This is a genomic window from uncultured Algibacter sp. (assembly GCF_947495925.1).
Classification (GTDB): Bacteria; Bacteroidota; Bacteroidia; order Flavobacteriales; family Flavobacteriaceae; genus Algibacter_E.
In genome coordinates, this window is the sequence record NZ_CANMAU010000002.1 from 559,261 (window position 1) to 580,972 (window position 21,712).

Annotated in this window: 21 protein-coding genes; 11 read left to right on the top strand and 10 right to left on the bottom strand. The window is 33.7% G+C overall.

Annotated elements, in window-relative coordinates:
• Nucleotides 1-208: 208 nt before the first annotated feature.
• Nucleotides 209-2,011, top strand: a complete 1,803-nt coding sequence (locus Q0857_RS05730; RefSeq protein ID WP_298532977.1) for a T9SS type A sorting domain-containing protein — start codon at nt 209-211, stop codon at nt 2,009-2,011.
• Between the two features lie 68 nt (nt 2,012-2,079).
• Here the strand turns inward: Q0857_RS05730 and purH are convergent, their stop codons facing one another.
• Together purH and Q0857_RS05740 are read right to left on the bottom strand one after the other, a co-directional pair.
• A complete protein-coding gene (purH, locus tag Q0857_RS05735) occupies nt 2,080-3,612 on the bottom strand; it encodes a bifunctional phosphoribosylaminoimidazolecarboxamide formyltransferase/IMP cyclohydrolase (RefSeq protein ID WP_298532978.1) in 1,533 nt (510 codons plus the stop codon).
• Nucleotides 3,613-3,791: 179 nt separating this feature from the next.
• Nucleotides 3,792-4,247, bottom strand: a complete 456-nt coding sequence (locus Q0857_RS05740) for a GAF domain-containing protein (protein WP_298532979.1) — start codon at nt 4,245-4,247, stop codon at nt 3,792-3,794.
• 76 nt (nt 4,248-4,323) lie between these two features.
• Between Q0857_RS05740 and xrtF the strand changes: the two genes are divergently transcribed.
• The 8 genes from xrtF (at nt 4,324) to Q0857_RS05780 (ending at nt 12,865) form a co-directional block, all read left to right on the top strand.
• A complete protein-coding gene (gene xrtF, locus Q0857_RS05745) occupies nt 4,324-4,875 on the top strand; it encodes an exosortase family protein XrtF (protein WP_298532981.1) in 552 nt (183 codons plus the stop codon).
• A complete protein-coding gene (locus tag Q0857_RS05750; protein ID WP_298532983.1) occupies nt 4,868-5,296 on the top strand; it encodes an exosortase F system-associated protein in 429 nt (142 codons plus the stop codon). The genes xrtF and Q0857_RS05750 overlap by 8 nt, the downstream gene beginning before the upstream one ends.
• A 68-nt stretch (nt 5,297-5,364) precedes the next feature.
• Nucleotides 5,365-5,754, top strand: a complete 390-nt coding sequence (locus tag Q0857_RS05755; RefSeq protein ID WP_298532985.1) for a hypothetical protein — start codon at nt 5,365-5,367, stop codon at nt 5,752-5,754.
• Between the two features lie 66 nt (nt 5,755-5,820).
• Complete coding sequence (locus Q0857_RS05760) at nt 5,821-6,543, top strand: MauE/DoxX family redox-associated membrane protein (protein WP_298532986.1); 723 nt, start codon at nt 5,821-5,823, stop codon at nt 6,541-6,543.
• Entirely contained in the window at nt 6,544-8,796 is a 2,253-nt protein-coding gene (locus tag Q0857_RS05765; RefSeq protein WP_298532988.1) for a TonB-dependent receptor, read from the top strand.
• Nucleotides 8,797-8,803: 7 nt separating this feature from the next.
• Nucleotides 8,804-9,157 (top strand): heavy-metal-associated domain-containing protein, encoded by a 354-nt coding sequence (locus Q0857_RS05770; protein ID WP_298532989.1) that lies wholly within the window; start codon nt 8,804-8,806, stop codon nt 9,155-9,157.
• A gap of 142 nt (nt 9,158-9,299) precedes the next feature.
• Nucleotides 9,300-9,827: a hypothetical protein gene (locus Q0857_RS05775; RefSeq protein WP_298532990.1), complete on the top strand. Its 528-nt coding sequence runs from the start codon at nt 9,300-9,302 to the stop codon at nt 9,825-9,827.
• Between the two features lie 245 nt (nt 9,828-10,072).
• Nucleotides 10,073-12,865, top strand: a complete 2,793-nt coding sequence (locus tag Q0857_RS05780; RefSeq protein WP_298532991.1) for a DUF5060 domain-containing protein — start codon at nt 10,073-10,075, stop codon at nt 12,863-12,865.
• Between the two features lie 113 nt (nt 12,866-12,978).
• Here the strand turns inward: Q0857_RS05780 and groL are convergent, their stop codons facing one another.
• The 8 genes from groL to miaB form a co-directional block, all read right to left on the bottom strand.
• Nucleotides 12,979-14,610 carry a chaperonin GroEL gene (groL, locus tag Q0857_RS05785; protein WP_298532993.1) on the bottom strand — a complete coding sequence of 544 codons (1,632 nt, stop codon included), beginning with the start codon at nt 14,608-14,610 and terminating at the stop codon, nt 12,979-12,981.
• Nucleotides 14,611-14,714: 104 nt separating this feature from the next.
• Nucleotides 14,715-14,990: a co-chaperone GroES gene (gene groES / locus Q0857_RS05790; protein ID WP_298532994.1), complete on the bottom strand. Its 276-nt coding sequence runs from the start codon at nt 14,988-14,990 to the stop codon at nt 14,715-14,717.
• Between the two features lie 150 nt (nt 14,991-15,140).
• Nucleotides 15,141-15,524, bottom strand: a complete 384-nt coding sequence (gene secG / locus Q0857_RS05795; protein ID WP_298532995.1) for a preprotein translocase subunit SecG — start codon at nt 15,522-15,524, stop codon at nt 15,141-15,143.
• Nucleotides 15,524-16,453 carry a hypothetical protein gene (locus Q0857_RS05800; RefSeq protein ID WP_298532996.1) on the bottom strand — a complete coding sequence of 310 codons (930 nt, stop codon included), beginning with the start codon at nt 16,451-16,453 and terminating at the stop codon, nt 15,524-15,526. The genes secG and Q0857_RS05800 overlap by 1 nt, the downstream gene beginning before the upstream one ends.
• Before the next feature lie 10 nt (nt 16,454-16,463).
• A complete protein-coding gene (gene lptE / locus Q0857_RS05805; RefSeq protein WP_298532997.1) occupies nt 16,464-16,970 on the bottom strand; it encodes an LptE family protein in 507 nt (168 codons plus the stop codon).
• A 52-nt stretch (nt 16,971-17,022) separates the two neighbouring features.
• The gene (locus Q0857_RS05810) at nt 17,023-18,300 is read right to left on the bottom strand and encodes a sigma 54-interacting transcriptional regulator (RefSeq protein WP_298532999.1); all 1,278 of its coding nucleotides are present in this window, start codon (nt 18,298-18,300) and stop codon (nt 17,023-17,025) included.
• 14 nt (nt 18,301-18,314) lie between these two features.
• On the bottom strand, nt 18,315-18,656 hold the full coding sequence (locus Q0857_RS05815; RefSeq protein WP_298533000.1) for a hypothetical protein: 342 nt from the start codon (nt 18,654-18,656) through the stop codon (nt 18,315-18,317).
• A gap of 6 nt (nt 18,657-18,662) precedes the next feature.
• Nucleotides 18,663-20,111 carry a tRNA (N6-isopentenyl adenosine(37)-C2)-methylthiotransferase MiaB gene (gene miaB, locus Q0857_RS05820; RefSeq protein WP_298533001.1) on the bottom strand — a complete coding sequence of 483 codons (1,449 nt, stop codon included), beginning with the start codon at nt 20,109-20,111 and terminating at the stop codon, nt 18,663-18,665.
• Between the two features lie 174 nt (nt 20,112-20,285).
• On the opposite strand from miaB, the gene Q0857_RS05825 reads away from it, so the two are divergent.
• The gene (locus tag Q0857_RS05825; RefSeq protein ID WP_298533003.1) at nt 20,286-20,732 is read left to right on the top strand and encodes a hypothetical protein; all 447 of its coding nucleotides are present in this window, start codon (nt 20,286-20,288) and stop codon (nt 20,730-20,732) included.
• Between the two features lie 134 nt (nt 20,733-20,866).
• Nucleotides 20,867-21,649 carry a hypothetical protein gene (locus Q0857_RS05830; protein ID WP_298533005.1) on the top strand — a complete coding sequence of 261 codons (783 nt, stop codon included), beginning with the start codon at nt 20,867-20,869 and terminating at the stop codon, nt 21,647-21,649.
• Nucleotides 21,650-21,712: the final 63 nt, after the last annotated feature.

The window sequence follows — 21,712 nt, forward strand, 5'->3', positions numbered from 1 at the left end:
TTGGTAAATATTTGAATCATATACGATTCAAAATATCCTAAATATATTATTTCTCTTTTTTTTAAAGTTTTCGTCGATATTTTTTTGTTGAAAAGTATAAACCTTATTGGGGAACATGATTTTTTTAAAATGTTAGCTAGCTAACATTTTAATTGTTTGTCAGTTAGTAGTTTTATGAAAATATTTCTTATAACTAAAAATAATTGTGATGAAAAAAGGATTACTTAGAAGAAAATTACGAGGCTTATGCCTTGTACTCCTATTTACAATAGGAGGAATTACACAAGTTATTGCGCAAGATGTAATAATTACAAGTGTAGATCCGGTAGCCAATACGGTTATAATTTCAAATCCAGGAGTATCTACAGTTGGTTTATCAGATTATCAACTATGCTTGGGACCAGGTACATATGTTCAAGTAGGATCACTTGCTCCAGTAAGTGGAAGTATAATGCTCGAAGGTGGAGCAAGTGTTAAATTATCTTATGTCATGGACGAAGACATGGATGGTTTAAGTTTATTTAGCAATTCTAACTTTGGGTCTAGTTTACCAGCCGATTTGATAGCCTACGTGCAATGGGGTGCCGGAAATCAGGCTAGAGTTGGGCAAGCTGTTGATGCTGGTAGATGGGACAATGCCGATAATTTTGTTTCAGGTAATACGCCTTATAATACAATGAGTGGTGGATCAGCTGCAAGTTGGAGTGCATGCGATGTAAACGCAGGAGCTATTCAAATCGAGGGAACCACAGATACCACAGCAAGTATATGTGTGGGAGAAGGTACAGATAATTTAATTGCGGTAGAATTTGTAGACGCGGGCGTTTTAGATGGAGAAAATGGCATTTATGTTATTACAGATAATGCGACGAATAATATTTTAGGTACGCCAGCATCAGGTACTTTTAACTTGGAGGGAGCACCATCAGGAGTTTGCGATATCTGGTATATGCGTTATACTGGTGATATAGGATTAGATTCTGCTACAAATGTATCTGACTTATCAGGTTGTTTTGATTTGTCAAATCCAATTTCGGTAACTCGATCAGGTGTAAATGCAGGAGCTATTCAAATCGAGGGAACCACAGATACCACAGCAAGTATATGTGTCGGAGAAGGTACAGATAATTTAATTGCGGTAGAATTTGTAGACGCAGGCGTTTTAGATGGAGAAAATGGTATTTATGTTATTACAGATAACGCGACGAATAATATTTTAGGTACACCAGCATCAGGTCCTTTTAACTTGGAGGGAGCACCATCAGGAGTTTGCGATATCTGGTATATGCGTTATACTGGTGATATAGGATTAGATTCTGCAACAAATGTATCCGATTTATCAGGTTGTTTTGATTTGTCAAATCCAATTTCGGTAACTCGATCAGGTGTAAATGCAGGAGCTATTCAAATAGAAGGAACCACAGATACCACAGCAAGTATATGCGTAGGAGAAGGCATAGATGATTTAATTGCGGTAGAATTTGTAGACGTAGGCGTTTTAGATGGAGAAAATGGTATTTATGTTATTACAGATAACGCGACGAATAATATATTGGGTACACCGGCATCTGGTCCTTTTAATTTAGAGGGAGCGCCATCAGGAGTGTGCGATATCTGGTATGTTCGCTATACAGGTGATATCGGATTAGATTCTGCCACAAATGTATTTGATTTATCAGGTTGTTTCGATTTATCGAACCCAATTTCGGTAACAAGGTTTACGGGAACAGATTGTAATTCCTTAAGTTTAGACAGTTTTGAGGCTAACTTCAGTTTTGAAGTGTATCCTAATCCATCAAAAAATTCGATTACTATTAATTATCAGGGGAATCGAAACCTTGATTTGGGTATTCAAATTATTGATATTTTGGGTAAGCAAGTATTAACAACTCAAGTATCTTCAAGAAATAATACTATAGATTTGAATAGATTAGTTAGTGGGACTTATTTTGTAAGAATAACTGACAAGGTTTCAGGGAATATAGCAACAAAAAGGGTGATAAAAAACTAAAAAGTAGGACCCAACACAAAAAAGAGCACCTTTCTTAAGGTGCTCTTTTTATGTTTATGTGATTTTATTTAGTGCTTAAAATGGCGTGTTCCAGTCATTACCATGGCTAAATTATTCTCATTACAGTAATCAATACTTAGTTGATCTTTGATTGAGCCTCCAGGTTGAATTACCGAAGAAACTCCAGCTTTTTTTGCAATTTCAACGCAATCTGGGAATGGGAAGAACGCATCACTGGCCATAGCCGCCCCATTTAAATCAAAATTAAAAGACTCTGCTTTATGAATAGCTTGTTGTAAGGCATCAACTCGACTCGTTTGCCCTGTTCCGCTAGCACATAATTGTTTGTTTTTTGTCAATACAATGGTGTTAGACTTAGTATGCTTACAAATTTTTGAAGCAAACAACAGATCTTCTATTTGAGCATCAGTTGGCGATAAGTTTGTTACCGTTTTTAAATCAGTAGCTTTATCAGTTATATTGTTTCTATCTTGAACAAGAACTCCATTTAAACAACTTCTTACATTGGTTTTTGGCATTTCAATGTCATGAATAACCAATAAAATTCTGTTCTTTTTTCCTTTCAATATTTCTAAAGCTTCAGCAGAAAAAGAAGGAGCAATGACTACCTCACAGAACAATTTATGAATCTCCTCTGCAGTAGTAACATCAATTTCTTTATTACTAATTAGAACTCCACCAAAAGCAGAAACAGGATCGCCCGCTAAGGCGTCTACATAGGCTTGGTGTAAAGTATCGCGTTGCGCTAAGCCACAAGCATTATTATGCTTTAAAATGGCGAAGGTAGGTGCGTCATTTTTAAATTCTAACATTAAATTTACAGCAGCATCAACATCTAAAAGGTTGTTGTAGCTCAATTCTTTTCCATGAAGTTTTGAAAATAATTCATCAAAATTTCCAAAGAAAAAGCCCTTTTGGTGTGGATTTTCACCATAACGTAATGTTTTTCCATTTTGATCGCTAATTTTCAGAACTGTTTCCTCGTTGTTTTGATTAAAGTAATTAAAAATAGCAGTATCGTAATGGGAAGATACGTTAAATGCTTTTCCAGCAAAACGCTTTCTGTCCTCCTCTGAAATAGTACCGTTATTTGCAGAAATCAATTCTAAAAATTCGGCATAATCAGTAACAGACGATACACAAATTACGTCAGCATAGTTTTTTGCTGCGGCTCTTATCAAAGAGATTCCACCGATATCAATTTTTTCAATGATATCTTGATTACTAGCTCCAGAAGCAACAGTTTTTTCAAATGGATATAAATCTACAATGACCACATCAATTTGAGGAATTTCATATTCGGCTAACTCAGCAACATCTCCATCATGGTTCTGCCTGTTTAAAATACCTCCAAATACTTTTGGATGCAATGTTTTTACCCGACCGCCAAGAATTGATGGGTAAGAGGTTACATCTTCAACAGGAACAACATTTACACCTAAATCATTTATGAATTTTTCGGTTCCACCAGTAGAATAAATGGTTACACCTTGTTTGTCTAATTCTTTTACAATTGGTTCTAAACCGTCTTTACTAAAAACTGAAATTAGTGCTGATTTGATGGTTTTTTCGTTGCTCATTCTTAATGTTTTATTTGAATTCTCAGTGTTATGGAAATGAGATGTTCAATTTGTTTTTTAGTTAAATTTAAGTGTGATTTTTTGTAAAATGCAAAAGTAGTTATTTCCTTTAGAAAATAAGCTCATATTTTTTCAAAAAGTATGGTGTTTTTTTAACTAAACATTCAAGTTGTCAACAACTATATAATTTCACTTACTTTTTTACTAACAAACTCTAAAAAGTGTTCGTCGTCTTTGTTAAATGGGTTTGAGGTGTTAGAGTCTATATCTATCTGCCCAACGTTTTCATTATTTACAAAAATGGGTACTACAATTTCTGCTTTTACCGCAATGCTGCAGGCAATGTAATTGTCTTGAGCAGTAACATCGGGTACCACAAAGTTTTCGTTACTAACAGCTACTTGTCCGCAAATCCCTTTTCCAAAAGGGATAACGGTATGATCGGTTGGAGCACCAACGTATGGTCCCAGTAGTAATTCTTCTTTATTTCCATTTCTAAAGTAAAAACCAACCCAATTATAATATTCTATATGTTTTTCTAACAATTCGCAAATATTTAAAAGTTTCTCGTTTGTTGAGTTCTCTGCGTTCGAAACAATAGTTTCTACATGTGTTTTTAGTTTTTCAAAAATCATTGATACAAAGTTTTGGTAAAAGTATTTAAAAAGGCGTAATTTAGATATTCCGTTTTATTAAAATTAACAATACAAAGTGAAAGAACTTTTTGTGAAATATAAAGCAGTTATAAGATTCATTTCTGTTTTTTTATTGGTGTATGCGATACTGTCTGTAGGTTATAAATTTTACCTGCAGTATTCAAATGGTTCTAAGTTTTACCCAGATTATTTTACAAATTTAGTAGCAGTTCAAACACAAAATGTATTAACTACTTTTGGTTATACAGCTGAAGTTTTAGCACATAAAGCCGAGCCTTCAATGAAAGTTATTATGAATGAAAAGTATATTGCACGTATTGTTGAAGGGTGTAATGGCTTAAGTGTTATCATTCTTTTTGTATCATTTATAGTTGCGTTTTCAGGAAAATTAAAAACAACATTTTTTTATGTGATTTCAGGAAGTGTTTTAATTTATTCGGTTAATTTATTGAGAATGGTGCTATTATCAATGGGTTTATATCATTACCCAGAATATGAGAATATTTTACATACGGTCATTTTTCCAGCGATTATTTACGGACTTGTATTTTTACTTTGGATTTTTTGGGTAAACAGATTTTCTAAACTAAAATCAGAAAATGTCTAGAGCGCTATCTTACATATTAGTTTCTGTTTTAATCATAGGCTTGGTTTTAATTAGATTTTTTGAAGACACTTTGTTTTACGACCCTTATTTAACTTTTTTTCAAAGTGATTATTTGTACATAGATAGTCCAAGACGAGAAGTAGCAAAACTTATATTTTCAACGGTATTACGATATGCCTTAAACACCATTATTTCGTTGGTCATTCTGTTTTTGGTTTTTAAGGATAGAAGTGTGGTTAAATTCTCAGGAATGATCTATTTATTAGCATTTGTTTTGCTCATGATGGCTTATATGTATTTTGTGATTAACCCCAAACAGGAAGATTATTATTTGTTTTTTAATGTGCGTAGGTTTTTGATTCAGCCTATAATTTTAATTCTTTTAATTCCCGCGTTTTATTATCATAAGTATAAGAGCTGAATGTTAAACATTTGATAAAATGCTTTTGAAATTGTCATTTTTAGTATTTTTGTACTGTGATAAAACAAATGTCATATAAATTATTTTCGGCGGTCCTGGCAATTCTTGTCTTGTTCTCAACAGTATCTTTTACTATTGAAAAACATTTTTGCGGTGATGTTTTAGTGGATATTTCCATGTTTGTAGAAGCTGAAAAATGTGGTATGGAGGCTCAGGAATTATTACTGGGAAAATCATGCTGCAAGGATGAAATTGATGTGATACAGGGTCAAGATGAATTAAATGTGAACTCTTTTGATGATTTAGATTTTGAAGACCATAAGTTTATAGTAGCTTTTACATTCACTTATATTAATGGTTTTGAAAGTTTACCGAAAGAAACTATTCCGCACAAGGATTATTCTCCACCTAATTTGGTTTCTGATATTCAAGTCTTAGACCAAGTTTTTCTTATTTGATTTACTAAGTTTTTTTGATTCCGTAATAACGGATAATAATTCTTTTTAATTCAAATTTATTTCAAAATGAAACATACATATACAGTTACAGGTATGACCTGTAATGGGTGCAGAACATCTGTTGAAAAGGCATTAAATCAAATGTCGGGAGTTATAAGTGCTTCAGTAAGTTTAGAGAAATCTGAAGCGGTTATAGAAATGTTAACGCATATTTCGAACAAAAACTTACAAAGTGTTTTATCGGATAAATATATTATTTCAGAAAAAAATATATTTCAAGACCAAGTAAGTCATAATGTAGAGCATAAAAGTCAACTGAGGCAGCTATTTCCTTTATTCTTAATCTTTGGATATATCATTTCAGCTTCAATATTAATCAATTATGAAAACTGGAACACGAGTAGTTTTATGTTCGATTTCATGGGGATGTTCTACATCGTATTCAGCTTTTTTAAGCTGTTAGATTTAAAAGGGTTTCCAGATTCATTTAGAATGTATGACCCGCTTGCACAGGTAGTCCCTATTTATGCTTGGGTTTATCCATTTATTGAGGTGGTATTGGGATTAATGTTTTTAATGCGTTTTAAAGTTTCAATAGCATTAGTTATAACTCTTTTTATTTTGGGCATAACCACAGTAGGTGTGGTAAAATCGTTATTGGGTAAAAAAACTATTCCATGCGCATGCTTAGGAACGGCATTAAAGCTTCCCATGACAAAAGCTACTTTTATTGAAAATACCGTCATGATACTTATGGCCATTATCATGTTAATTAAAACATTTGGGTAGATGAGAAAAATACTCATGGCACTATTAATTTTCCCCACGTTTTTATTTTCTCAAGATAAAATTGAAGGTGTGGTTATGGAAGCTAATTCTGAGAATCAGAATATCGGATTACCGGGAGCTAATGTGTATTGGCTAAATAGTAATGTGGGCGCGGTCACAGATATTGATGGCAGGTTTGCACTTTCTTATAAACCAGAGTATAAAAAACTCGTCATTAGTTATGTAGGTTTTAAAACTGATACTATAACGATTATTGAGCCAAAAACAGTTCGTCACTGGTTGGAACCTACTGATAATTTGGATGCTGTAACCGTTAAATCTAGGAGGCAGGCAACAGCCAAATCTTATTTAAAAGCGACTAATACATTTACAGTTAGTAGTGATGAACTTTTAAAGGCCGCGTGTTGTAATTTGTCTGAAAGCTTTGAAACTAATCCGTCAATTGATGTGAATTTTGCTGATGCCGTTACCGGAACACGTCAAATAAAAATGTTAGGACTTACTACCCCATATATTTTAATAGCTACAGAAAACATTCCATCTATTCGAGGAGCTTCTCAGGCTTTTGGTTTAAGTTTTATTCCCGGAACATGGGTGGAGAGTATTCAAATAACTAAAGGAGCAGGTAGTGTTGTTAATGGTTATGAAAGCATTGCGGGACAAATAAATGCGGAATTGGTAAAGCCATCTACAGATAATAAACTGTTCCTTAATATATACGGAGCCTCAAGTGAACGCATGGAGCTGAATACACATATTAATACAAAAGTGAGCAGTAAATGGGATACAGGATTATATTTACATGGTAATACCCATAATAAAACACATGATGTTAATCATGATGGATTTCTTGATATGCCCAAGTATAATCAAGTTAATATTATGAATCGATGGCAATACACAAATGCAGAAAAGGGTTTGGTAAGTTTTATTAACCTCAAGTTTTTAAACGATGAAAAGCAGGCAGGGGAGTTAAATTTTAATCCTGAAACTGATAAACTTACAACTAATGCATGGGGAAGTGAGATTGATACAAGGCGTTATGAGGTATCGGCAAAGTTTGGTTATGTAAATCCAGAAGTTCCTTATCAAAGTTTAGGTGTACAAGGGGCTTATAGCAATCATAGACAAGATTCGTATTTTGGACTGAATCAGTATAATATTGAACATAATAGTGTATACTCGAATGCAATTTATAATTCGATTATAAGTGATTCGAGGCATAAAATAAAAACAGGAATCAGTTATACTTATGATCATTATAATGAATTAATTGATGCGGAAAATTTAGCTCCAAAATATGAGAGAACTGAAACATCAGTTGGCGCTTTTTTTGAATATAATTACGATAACCTAGAAAAGTTAAATGTAACTGCAGGAATCCGTATGGATAACCATAATTTGTTGGGAACATTTATAACTCCAAGAGTTCATGCGCGGTATACACCATGGGAAAAGTCGGCTTTAAGAGCATCTTTTGGAAGAGGAAAACGTAGTGCCAATATTTTTACTGAAAATCAACAAATGTTTTCCACTTCGAGAACTATTAATATTCAAAATTCTAATGGGAATATATATGGGTTAAATCCTGAAATAGCTTGGAACTACGGGCTTTCTTTTTTACAAGGGTTTAATCTATTTGGGAGAAAAGCAGATGTTACTATTGATTATTATAAAACGGATTTTAAAAACCAAGTGGTTGTAGATTATGAAAATCCTTTAGAGGTGAATTTTTATAATTTAAAAGGGAAAAGCTTCGCGAACAGTTTTCAAACCGAATTGAATTATAGTGCTTTAGAGGGATTCGATTTACGTTTGGCGTATAAGTATTATGAAGTTAAAACACAGTATAATTCTGGTGAACTAGATAAGCCACTGGTGCCAAAACATCGTTTATTTGCCAATGTATCTTATGAAACTAAAAGGTTGGCTAGTGAGCAAGGGCAATGGAAATTTGATGCAACATTTAATTGGTTGAGTAAGCAAAGATTTTCTTCAACAGTAAGCAATCCCATTGAATATCAATTACCAGAATACACACCAACATTGGCAACCTTAAATGCGCAAATAACAAAAGTGTTTACTTCTAAATTTGAAGTATATTTAGGAGGTGAGAATATTACAAATGTTAGACAGTCTAATCCTATTTTATCAAGTCAAGATCCGTTTGGACCTAATTTCGATACCACATTTGTGTATGGTCCAATTTTTGGAAGTTTGTATTATGCTGGATTAAGATTTAAATTAAAATAAATAAGAAATGAAAAATATAATTATGATTACCATGTTACTGATAGGTTCGGTAACTATAGCACAGAACAAAAATGCAAAAGCTAGCCTAGAGGTAGATGGAGTTTGCGGAATGTGTAAAACAAGAATTGAAAAAGCGAGTTTGAACACGAAAGGAGTAAAATCGGCAGTATGGAATGTTGAGACGCATGAGTTGAGATTAATTTATGATGAACGTAAAACAACTATTGAAACCATTCAATCAAAAGTGCTAGCTGCAGGTCATGATACTGAAGATTTGAAAGCTACAGATGAAGCTTATGCAACAGTACATCCATGTTGTAGATATAGAGATCTTGAGGTAAAAGCAGATCATGAGCCTTAAGGTAATATATTGAAAATCAAGCGATAATGTTGGTTTGGATGTTTTTAAATGGTTTTGTGCAAAAAAAAGTTTAAATTCGTTTTTTGATATTGGAAAAAAATATCAAAAACACTTAGTAAAGTAATAACTTAAAAAATTACCTATGAAAACAGTTTTATCAAAAATGAAATATATTTTATTAGCTCTTGTGGTTGTTCTTGCCTTTTCATGTTCTGCTGAAGACGGTGCACCTGGAGAACAAGGACCTCAAGGTGTACAAGGACCCCAGGGGCCTCAAGGTGAGCAGGGAGAACAAGGGCCCGCTGGAGAAAGTGGAGAAGGAAGTGGAGCCGTAACTGTACTATTAGAAAATCAAACGTTAAGTCCTGGTGTAAATGAATTTAGTGTTCCTGAGTTGACGCAAGATATTTTTGATAATGGTTTAGTTTATGCTTATGTAACGGCAGATCCTACGGTTTGGTTCGCGCTACCTTTTTCAGATATACAAAATCTGGGGACAGAAGAAGAGCCTATACTATCTACAGTAATTCTTGTTGAAATGGTGGCAATTGAAGTCGGAAAGGTGTTTCTTTCTTCTATTTTAGAAGAAGGTACAATTAATGTTAAATTTGTATTGGTCAGCGGAGAAGCAGCTAGTGCAAGTTCTTTTGATATAAATGATTTTTTATAAATTGATTATAGAAAGTTTATAAATTGAAATAAAAAAAACCGAAGTATAGATACTTCGGTTTTTTTTATTCACTAGACTTTAGTAAAATAAAAACGCCTTAACCTGTGCTGTATACTAACTTTGTTTACATTTTGATTAAAACGTTATATTGACCGCAGCATTTGTTCTACCTAAAATAAGTTTCTGTCAGTAGCTTTATCGTATAAAAAATGAATTACTTTATTATTTTTAAAATACTCCATATTATGATACGATTCTGGCGGACATGTATGCTAATACTTATAACAGCGTTTTTTTTTCAAAGCTGTAAAAATGATATTCTTGAAAATTGGAAATGGGAAACTATAACAACCCAAAATGAACCAATAAAGCGACACGAAGCGGGATTCGTTTCTTATAGGTCGAAACTATATTTGTTAGGTGGCCGTGGGATTCATCCAACTTCAGAGTTTGATGTTATTTCTAGCACTTGGAAGTCAAAATCAAAGCCTCCTATTGAGCTTCACCATTTTCAACCAGTAGTTTTAGATAGTGCTATTTACATTGTTGGTGCGATGACAGGTAAATGGCCAACCGAAGAACCTTTGGATAAGGTTATCATTTATTACCCAGATCGGGACGAATATGTGTTTAGTCATTCTATACCTAAACATCGAAGACGGGGAGGAGCAGGAGTAGTAGTTTATAATAATAAAATATATGTTGTTGGGGGAATAACACATGGCCATAATAATGGCTATAAACCTTGGTTTGATGAATATGACCCTAAAACGGGCCAATGGACTGTTTTAGATAATGCGCCAAATGCTCGTGATCATTTTCAAGCTGCAGTAGTTAATGATAAGTTATATGCCTTTGGAGGTAGAACGACATCAAAAAAAACAGATCAAGATATGGAATTGACAGTTGCTCATGGAAATATTTATGATTTTCAAAATAATAAATGGGAAGTAGTTAAAAATAATACGGCCATTCCAACTGAACGCGCTGGTAGTTTTGTGTTTACGTGGAATAATGATATTGTTATTGGAGGAGGAGAGAGTGTGAAACAGGTTTCTGCACATAATGAAGTAGAAGCTTATAATTCAAAAACAAATACATGGAGCAAGTGGCCATCCTTTAATCAAGGAAGACATGGAACGGGGTTTGCAATAATTAAAGACTATGTATATACAGCGTCTGGTTGTGCTAACAGGGGAGGAAGCCCTGAGTTAACCACAATTGAGAGACTAAAACTACCTAGACAACATGCTGCTAATTCAATCACCGAATTCGTAGATTCCACTTTTGTGCATAAGCAATGGCATACTGTTACATTAGGTATTGAAGGACCAGAAACATCAGAATCTGATAAGGATAACCCATTTTTAAATTATAGGTTAGAGGTTGAGTTTTATAATGAAGAATTTAGCCAAAAGGTTTATGGGTTTTATGCCGCAGATGGTAATTCTGCCGAGACTAGTGCTTCAAAAGGGAATATATGGAAAGTGAGATTTAAACCCGATAAGTTAGGGGATTGGTCTTATAGCGCTTCCCTATATAAAGGCGATAGTATAGCTCTAAAACCCTCGAGTGGTAAAAGTGAGTTAATAAATAGTAAAAAAGGGCGGTTTATTGTTGTGCGTTCAGATAAAGAAGGAGACGATTTTAGAGGGAAAGGTATATTAGAAGCAAGTTCAGGATATTTTAAATTTCGAGGAACTAACAATTATTGGTTGAAAGTAGGAGCAAATAGTCCAGAGAATTTATTGGCTTATAAAGATTTTGATGATAGTTATCGTATAGTTGCGGAATCAAGAGAATGGGAGGCAGTGGCACCAGATTCTATTCATGCTTATGCAGCTCATCTCAATGATTGGAAAACAGGAGATCCATCTTGGAAAAAAGGTAAGGGGAAAGCTTTAATTGGAGCTATTAATTATTTATCTTCTAAAGGGATGAATGCGGCGTATTTTATAACCATGAACATTTTAGGAGATGGTAAAGATGTGTGGCCATATGTTTCTCCAGATGATTTTACGCGATTTGATGTTAGTAAATTAGAGCAATGGGATATAGTTTTCGATCATATGGAATCAAAAGGAATGCTAATGCACCTAGTAATTCAAGAGACTGAAAATGAAACGTTGCTTGATGGTGGTGATACCGGACCTATGCGTCAATTGTATTTAAGAGAGCTTATTGCTCGATTTGGTCATCATCTTGGGCTTGTTTGGAATTTGGGAGAGGAAAATGGACCAGCATATTGGTCTCCAAAAGGCCAAAATGATAAACAACGAAAAGCTATGGCAAAGTTTTTAAAAGATACAGATCCTTATAATCACCCTGTAGTATTGCATACTCATGCTGAAGACCCTCTTAGGGAAGATATTCTAAATGATATTTTGGATTGTAAAGATTTAGATGGTTTATCACTTCAACAGTCAGAGCGCAAGGAAGCTAGTTTGATTGTTGATAAGTGGCGAAAAAAGTCGAAAAAAAATGGGAATGATTGGCTTATAACGATGGATGAAATAGGATTGTGGCATACTGGAGCTCTGTTAGATTCTGAAGATACTATACATAATTCGTTAAGACAATATGTTTTATGGGGAACATTATTATCTGGGGCAGCTGGAGTAGAATGGTATTTTGGAGGGAAGCATCCTCATAATGATTTAACTTCAGAAGATTGGAGGGAAAGAAATAATCTTTGGGAGATAACGAATCATGCAAAAACTTTTTTTAATAAATATATTCCTTATTGGGAAATGGAACCAAAGCATACGCTGATAAATGCCAAAGAAGGATATTGTTTACGAAAGAAAGATGAGGTTTATGTTGTTTATATTCCTAAAACAAATTCATATACTATTGATTTAAGTGAAACTAAAGGAGATTTTATTGTAATGTGGTATAATCCTGTTTATGGAGGGGATTTGCAAACGGGAACAATAAAAACTATTAGGGGAGGTGAGACAAGTAGTTTAGGTTTACCTATTCGTTCTTCAGGTCAAAATCTAAATAAAGATTGGGTAGTTTTGATAGAAAAACAATAAATTAGGACTCATATCTTATTGACTTATTTTGAAATACATACAAGTACAAAACAAAAAACGCTTCAATTTATTTGAAGCGTTTTTTTATTATAATTGTCTGTCGAGGCTCTCGACTACATCATTCCTGGCATTCCGCCACCACCCATTGGAGGCATAGCTGGAGCATCTTCTTTAATGTCGATTAAAGCACACTCTGTAGTTAGGATCATACCTGCCACAGAAGCAGCATTTTCTAAAGCAATACGAGTTACTTTTTTAGGATCAATAATACCAGCTTTTAACATGTCTACATATGCTTCAGATTTGGCATCATAACCAAAGTCCTTTTTGCCTTCTAAAACTTTATTGATAACTACAGATCCTTCTCCTCCAGCATTTTCAACAATGGTTCTTAATGGAGCTTCAATAGCTTTGTTCACGATTTGAACACCCGTAGTTTCGTCTAAGTTGTCTGTAGTTATTTTTGCTAGAACAGCTTTTGCTCTTACTAAAGCAACACCACCACCAGCAACAATGCCTTCTTCTACAGCAGCTCTGGTAGCATGTAAAGCATCATCAACACGATCTTTTTTCTCCTTCATTTCTACCTCAGAAGCGGCACCAACATAAAGTACAGCAACACCACCAGCTAATTTTGCTAGGCGTTCTTGAAGCTTTTCTTTATCGTAATCAGAAGTCGTTGTTTCAATTTGAGCTTTAATTTGGTTAACTCTAGCTTTAATAGCTTCTGCATCACCAGAACCATTTACAATAGTGGTATTGTCTTTATCAACAGTAACTGTTTCCGCAGAACCTAACATAGATAAATCTGCGTTTTCTAAGGTAAACCCTCTTTCTTCCGAAATAACAGTACCTCCTGTTAGGATAGCAATATCTTCTAACATAGCTTTACGTCTGTCACCAAAACCTGGAGCTTTAACAGCAGCAATTTTTAATCCTCCTCTTAGTTTGTTTACAACTAAGGTTGCTAGTGCTTGTCCGTCTACATCTTCAGCAATTATTAACAAAGGACGACCCGATTGCGCAACTGGTTCTAGTATTGGAAGAATTTCTTGTAAGTTAGAAATCTTTTTATCGAATAATAAAATGTATGGGTTTTCTAAATCTGCAACCATTTTATCAGAGTCAGTTACAAAGTATGGAGATAAATAACCTCTGTCAAATTGCATACCTTCAACGACGTCAACATAAGTTTCCATACCTTTAGCTTCTTCAACAGTAATAACACCTTCTTTACCAACTTTCCCAAAAGCTTGAGCAATTAACTCGCCAATAGTATCATCATTATTTGCAGAAATTGCAGCAACTTGTTTTATTTTTTCAGAAGAATTACCCACTTTTTGAGTTTGATCTTCAAGGTCTATAGTAATAGCTTCAACAGCTTTATCAATACCGCGTTTTAAATCCATTGGATTAGCACCAGAAGCAACATTTTTTAAACCTTCTTTAACGATAGCTTGCGCTAAAACTGTTGCGGTAGTCGTACCATCACCCGCTAAATCATTAGTTTTAGAAGCAACTTCTTTTACCATTTGAGCTCCCATGTTTTCATGTGCATTGTCAAGCTCAATTTCTTTAGCCACAGAAACACCATCTTTAGTTACTTGAGGTGCTCCAAAACTTTTACTAATAATTACATTACGTCCTTTAGGACCTAAAGTTACTTTTACTGCATTAGCCAATGCATCTACACCACGTTTTAATCCGTCGCGTGCTTCAATATCAAATTTTATATCTTTTGCCATTTTTTTAATTTTGCTTTTTGCCTTTAGCTGTTTGCTATAGGCTAAGTATTTATATTAATTTTTAGTTGGTGCTAAAAGCCGATGGCTAATAGCTGAGAGCAATTTTAGATTATTGCTAAAATATCACTCTCACGCATGATTAAATAATCGTTACCCTCAAGCTTTAGTTCTGTTCCGGCATACTTTCCATAAAGTACAGAGTCTCCTACTTTAACTGTAATAGGCTCATCTTTAGTTCCAGGTCCAGCTGCTACAACAGTTCCTTTTTGCGGTTTTTCTTTAGCGTTATCTGGAATAATAATTCCTGAAGCAGTTTTGGTTTCAGCGGCAGCAGGTTCAATAAGAACTCTATCTGCTAATGGTTTAATGTTTAATCCCATTTTTGATTTATATTTTTTAATTATTAAGTTATTATTTAACGCTTAAGCGTTATGCTAAAAATGTGCCAATTTTGTTGGACTGACAAACTTGCAGAAACAAAAAAAGCCAACTACTTGAGCTGGCTTTTTGTATTCTATTTTCTGATAATCTTACTTCTCTCCAGTTGAAGTGTCAGCATCGGCACCTTCATCATTTGTAACAGGTGCTGCCGTATCAGTTGCGTTTGGCAATGCTTCAGGTAGAGGTTGTGTTGTTTGTGCATCAGGATCTAATGCTTTAGAATCAATACTGCCTGTTCCTCTGTTGATAGTAATGTTAGATGCTAATATTAAAACTAACAAAACAGTGGCCAGTGTCCATGTGCTTTTATCTAAAAAGTCCGTGGTTTTTTTTACACCTCCTAATTGTTGAGTGCCACCTCCTCCAAATGAAGATGATAAACCACCTCCTTTAGGATTTTGTACCATGATTACTACAATTAGTAAAAATGCTACAACGACTATAAGGACTAAAAATATTGTAAACGTACTCATTATTCTTTTTTATTTTGTTCTTGTAATTGTTCTACTGCTTTAATTTGGTTTGCAAAGAAACCACTTTTTTCTGGATATTTCAAACTTAAAATCTTATATGATTGAATGGCCTTTTTGAAGTTTTTTTGCTCCACATAAATTCGTGCCAAAGTCTCTGTCATCAATGATTCTGGCTGAATCATTTGCGCTTTTGCTAAATTCCCTTTTTGAACGAGCGGCTTTTTAGGGCTAATCTTAGGATTTAATGAAATAAACTTGTCTATAAGCTCAAACTTTTTTTCTTTTTCTAAGATTGAACTTGCCCCACTTTCCTTAGGTTCCTCTCTTTTAATAGGTTTATACCTTGTTAGTTTTAGCCATTCATTAAAAGAATGCGATTCTCTTCTGTCAAACTCAAGCGGTTTGCCTAAATTGAGCATGTCTTCAGGAGATACGACTTGAGTTTTGGTGGCTTCGGTAACATTTTCAATTATTTCAGATTCATCTAACCTAAAAGAAATGTGTTTTTCAGGAAGAGGGTTTTTTGGCTGGAATAAAGCAGGGTCTAAAACACCGTCTGTATCTTTAATTTGTTGATTTAATCGATTATCAAAATTTACACTTTCAATAACAGAAACATCATCAACATCAGCATTGATTTGCTTTAAGTATTCTGCGTTCTGTTTTATAATTGCTGAAATTTTATTTTGAACAAAAGCTTCTGATGTTATGAAATCGAATAAAATACTTCTGTCTGCTGTATATGCCGCAGTTGTTTTAAGCTCTTGATTATAATTTATACTGCTTTGATCTTTTAAACCTTTTAGATAAATAGCGCGTGCCGATTGAAAATATGGGAATTTTTTAATGATTGATTTTATACCCTCAGTTTGCTCATGTGAAATGGCATGTGGATTTTGAAGTATATGTGTAAAATCAGTTTGATTCATTGAAAAATGGTTACCATTTTGCTAAAGTGGCATTAAAAACATCTTGGGTTAATCGTTCAAAAATTTCTTCAATTGCCGTAGTCTTTTGAGCACCGATAAGTTCGCTAGTACCAGGGTAATCATAGAAAAAAGAGAACGTTTGCTCTAAATCATCTTCTTGATCTTTTTTATTGTAAAATCTAACTTTTACTGCTATTGTTAGTCTGTTTTGTGCTGCCGTTTGTTCTGCCGTTGCTGTTGTTGGCGAAATTCTATAGGTTACTATTTCTCCTTCATAAATTAAATCACCACCAGATGGAACAAGGGTTAAATTGGTTTGATTTTGAATTAAATCTTCAAGAGCAATTTTGAAATCACGCTCTAAACCAGGTTCAATAAGAGGTGCCACGTTTTCAAATCGATTAACTTGATAAGTTTTAGTGCCTGCCGGGATAGAAGCTCCTGTAAACGAATAAGGACCACAGCTTAAAAATAGCATGGTAAGGGCTAAAACTAAAGTTGATTTTATGTATTTCATTTTTAAGTGATTCCTTTTAACATGAATTAATAGGTGCGTATTAAACGATAATTTATAGATCGTATTGTTTAATTTTTCGGTATAAGGTCCGTTCACTAATTCCTAACTCTGCTGCTGCTAATTTACGCTTTCCGTGGTGACGTTCAAGAGATTTTTTGATTAATTCTAATTCTTTGTCATGTAACGATAAGGTTTCTTCCTCTTCAATTTCTTCCGCAAAATGATATTTGTCTTGCAACGGTGTCATATCTTCTTGATCTATGGTATGTTCAGGAATAGATAATACTTCTGCGTTAGAGGGTATAGGGTCTTCATAATTGGCAACCTCTTTATCCTCATCATTTCCATATATTTTTTGAATCAGGCTTTCATTATTTTTTTCAACATCTTTAGTATTATCATTCTTCATTAATTCCATTGTGAGCTTTTTCAGGTCATTTAGGTCACTTTTCATATCGAAAAGGACTTTATATAGAATTTCACGTTCACTACTAAAATCACTTTCAGATTTTGAGGTTTTAATAATTGCAGGTAGGTTAGTATTTGCAGTTGCTGGTAAATAACCCCTTAAAACTTCAGCTGTAATTGTTCTATTTTGTTCTAAAACCGAAAGTTGTTCGGCAATATTTCTTAACTGGCGCACGTTTCCGCCCCAACGGTGTTTTAGTAATATTTGTATGGCGTTATCGGTAAGTTTTACTGTTGGCATTTTGTATTTTAAAGCAAAATCGCTGGCAAACTTTCTAAACAATAAATGAATATCTTCTTGACGCTCACGAAGGGGAGGTAAGTTAATGTCGACAGTGCTCAACCTATAATATAAGTCTTCACGAAACTTTTCTTTTTCAATAGCTTCATGCATATTTACATTAGTAGCAGCAACAATGCGTACATTGGTTTTTTGAACTTTACTGGATCCTACTTTTAAAAACTCACCATTTTCTAAAACACGTAATAAGCGAACTTGAGTTGTTAAGGGTAATTCTCCAACTTCATCGAGAAAAATGGTTCCGCCATCGGCTACCTCAAAATATCCAGCACGAGTCTGTGAAGCTCCTGTAAAAGCACCTTTTTCATGCCCAAATAACTCACTGTCAATAGTCCCTTCAGGTATGGCTCCGCAGTTAACAGCAATATATTTGTTGTGTTTTCTATGAGATAGTTGATGTATGATTTTAGGAATACTTTCTTTACCAACACCACTTTCGCCAGTTACTAAAACTGAGATGTCTGTTGGTGCCACTTGAATCGCTTTTTCAATAGCGCGATTTAGTGATGAGGAATTTCCAATAATACCAAAACGTTGTTTTATAGCTTGAACTGATTCCATATTAATCTTTACTTTTAATTCTCAATATATTCAGAAATTCCATTTTCATTTTTCTCTCCCAGCCATTCCCAATTTAGCTTTAACCTTATTTTGTTGTCTTCGGTTAAATTAATTTCGGCAACCGCCTTTCCTGCTTTTAATTCATGTTCTGTTGTTATACATTGGTATAACATATCGAGCGTATTGTTACTTAAGTAGGCAATTATTTTTCCATATTTGACGCTTCCTCCATAATAATCAGCCGTCACCACATTGCCTTCTTGTTTATATTTAAATATTGTTTCAGAATTCACTTTTCCAAATTCAGAATTTTCTAAAAGCGAAAATGTTTTATTGTTAAAATTGAATTCTGACATTAGTTTTTAATTATTCTTTGATAATTCAACGGCTTCACCAATTAGTGTGGCACTTGTACAATCTGTAACTTTAACATTAACGAAATTACCTATTTTGTAGTGGTCTTTAGGAAAGACACAAACAATATTTTGCGGTGTACGCCCAGACCATTGCGTATTTGATTTTTTTGATTCCTTTTCAATTAAAACTTCAACAGTTGTATTTAGCCATTCTTTAGTTTTAATTTCGCTATGCGCTCTTTGTAAATCAACAATATCTTGCAGTCTACGTTTTTTAGTTTCTTCTGGAACATCATCTTCCATATTTCTTCCTGCCATTGTTCCTGGCCGTTCAGAATAAGTAAACATATAGCCGAAGTTATATTTTACGTATTCCATTAACGAAACGGTGTATTGAAAATCATCTTCAGTTTCCGTTGGAAAACCAACTATCATGTCCTGACTTATGGCGCAATTAGGTATAATACGGCGAATATTATCAATCAATTCAAAATATTCTTCACGTGTGTGTAAACGATTCATGGCTTTTAGAATACGATTACTTCCACTTTGAACAGGTAGATGAATATGATTACAGATATTGTCATGCTTAGCCATAGTTTCAACAACGTCAAGGGTTAAGTCTTGTGGGTTGGAGGTAGAAAAGCGAATGCGCATTTTGGGTTGTACTTTTGCACAAAGTTCTAATAGTTTTGAAAAGTCAATAGAGGTTGCTTTTTGCATATCACTAGCTTTTTCAAAATCTTTTTTGAGCCCGCCACCATACCATAAATAACTATCAACATTCTGTCCTAATAAGGTGATGTCTTTATAGCCTCTATTCCATAAATCGTTAATTTCTTGAATAATACTTTGTGGATCTCTGCTCCGTTCTCGTCCTCTAGTAAAAGGAACTACGCAAAATGTACACATATTATCACAGCCACGTGTTATAGAAACAAAAGCAGTGACACCATTTGAGTTTAAACGCACTGGAGAAATATCGCCATAAGTTTCTTCTTTAGAAAGAATGACGTTAATAGCATCTCGTCCTTCATCAACTTCAGCTAAAAGATTCGGTAAATCTTTATAAGCATCTGGACCAACAACTAAATCAACAATTTTTTCTTCTTCAAGAAATTTTGTTTTTAGGCGTTCTGCCATACAGCCTAAAACACCAACTTTCATTTTAGGGTTATGGTCGCGTTTTACGGCATTGTATTTTTCAAGGCGTTTACGAACAGTTTGTTCTGCTTTGTCACGTATAGAACAGGTATTTACCAATACTAAATCAGCTTCTTCTAATTTTTGAGTGGTATTGAAACCTTGATTAGCCATTATGGAAGCTACAATTTCACTGTCGCTAAAATTCATGGCACAGCCGTAACTTTCAATAAAAAGCTTACGTTTATTACCTGCTTTTTGTTCTATAATTAAAGATTCCCCTTGTTTGTTTTCGTCTATTATTTTTTCCATAGTGTATCGATATCTCTATCGGTCAATAAGCATGCAAAGATACAATTTATTTGTGTTTTGTGACAAAGTGGCAGTTTGAATTTTGTGCGATTTGAATTAGTAATTCAGTATAACTCACGCAACCAATTAATTAAATTTGCATCTAAAAGATAAATTTAAAAAGTTATTTTGATCATGTTCGAATTTGTAAAAAAAACAAGTTTCTATATTGTATTTCTTTTTTGTTTCTTGAATATGACTTGTGATGACGAAGACATAGACATGGATAAATCTGGTTGTGGTTATGAGGTTGTAGTCGATAAAAATGAATATGATGGTTTACTATCTGATCACTTTAATTTTGTAGATGCTGAAATTGTTGGCGATTGTTTGTTTTTAAAAATAGCAGCGTCAGGGTGCACTGGCGATACCTGGGGATTTAGACTAGTAGATTCTGAGGCAGTTGCCGAATCATTACCAGAACAACGTTTTTTAAAATTTCAATTGAATAATGAAGAGCTTTGTTTGGCTGTGTTTGAAAAAACTATTTCTTTTGACTTAAGGGTTCTTCAAATTCATGAGAGTGGAGAGTTATTGTTAAATATTGATGGTCTAGAAGATTCATTAAGTTATAAGTATTAAGTAGGACTCAATTTTACATTTATATATACTTTAGCTTAACCCTGCAATTTTGCAGGGTTTTTCTTTGATATTATTTTTAAAGGTCAGTGAAAAAACTTTACATTTATGCGATTCAAATTTTAATTAATTAATAAATGAATACAATTAACAGTTTATTAGATAAGATAGAGCGTTCTAAAGAGCTTGATTTTGGTGCTATTTTTAACGATTCCATCGAGTTGTTTAAAAAAACTTGGTTACAAGGTTTTTTGCTTTTCTTGTTTACATTAATAATAATGTTGCCTTTAATTATTGTTTTATACATTCCAATGATTGGATTAATAATAGCTCAACAAGATGGCGGTTATGCTGGAAATGAAGCTTTTGATAATTTTTTTGCTGGAATGTCTATATTTTATATTCTTTTTGTGTTAGTGGGGGTTTTCGTTTTAGGAGCGCTTTCTTTTGCCTTAAATGCTGGTTTTTATAGAATCATGAAAAAGTTGGATGATAATGAAGTAACAACAACATCAGATTTTTTCTATTTTGTTAAAACTAAATATTTGGGAAAATCTTTTATGTTAATGTTAGTGTCTATTTTAATTGCCATACCATCGGCACTATTGTGTTACATTCCTTTGATATATATGATAGTTCCGCTGTCTTTTATATCTATAGTTTTTGCGTTCAATCCGGACTTTACTGTTGGTGAAATTGTGAAATCGAGTTTTAAATTGGCTAATAAAAAGTGGTTGATTGCGTTTGGATTAATTGTGGTTAGTTCAATATTATCACAAATTGTTGGCTATTTATTATGCGGAATAGGCTTGTTGTTTACCGCAACGTTTGTTTATCATCCTATTTATTTTATTTATAAAAATGTAATAGGATTTAATGAAACTAATCCAATAGATGAAATAGGAACTTCAACTGAATGAAGTGTTAAATATTGAAAAGTCCTGCTTTTAAATTGCTTAAAGGCAGGCTTTTTTATTTAAATA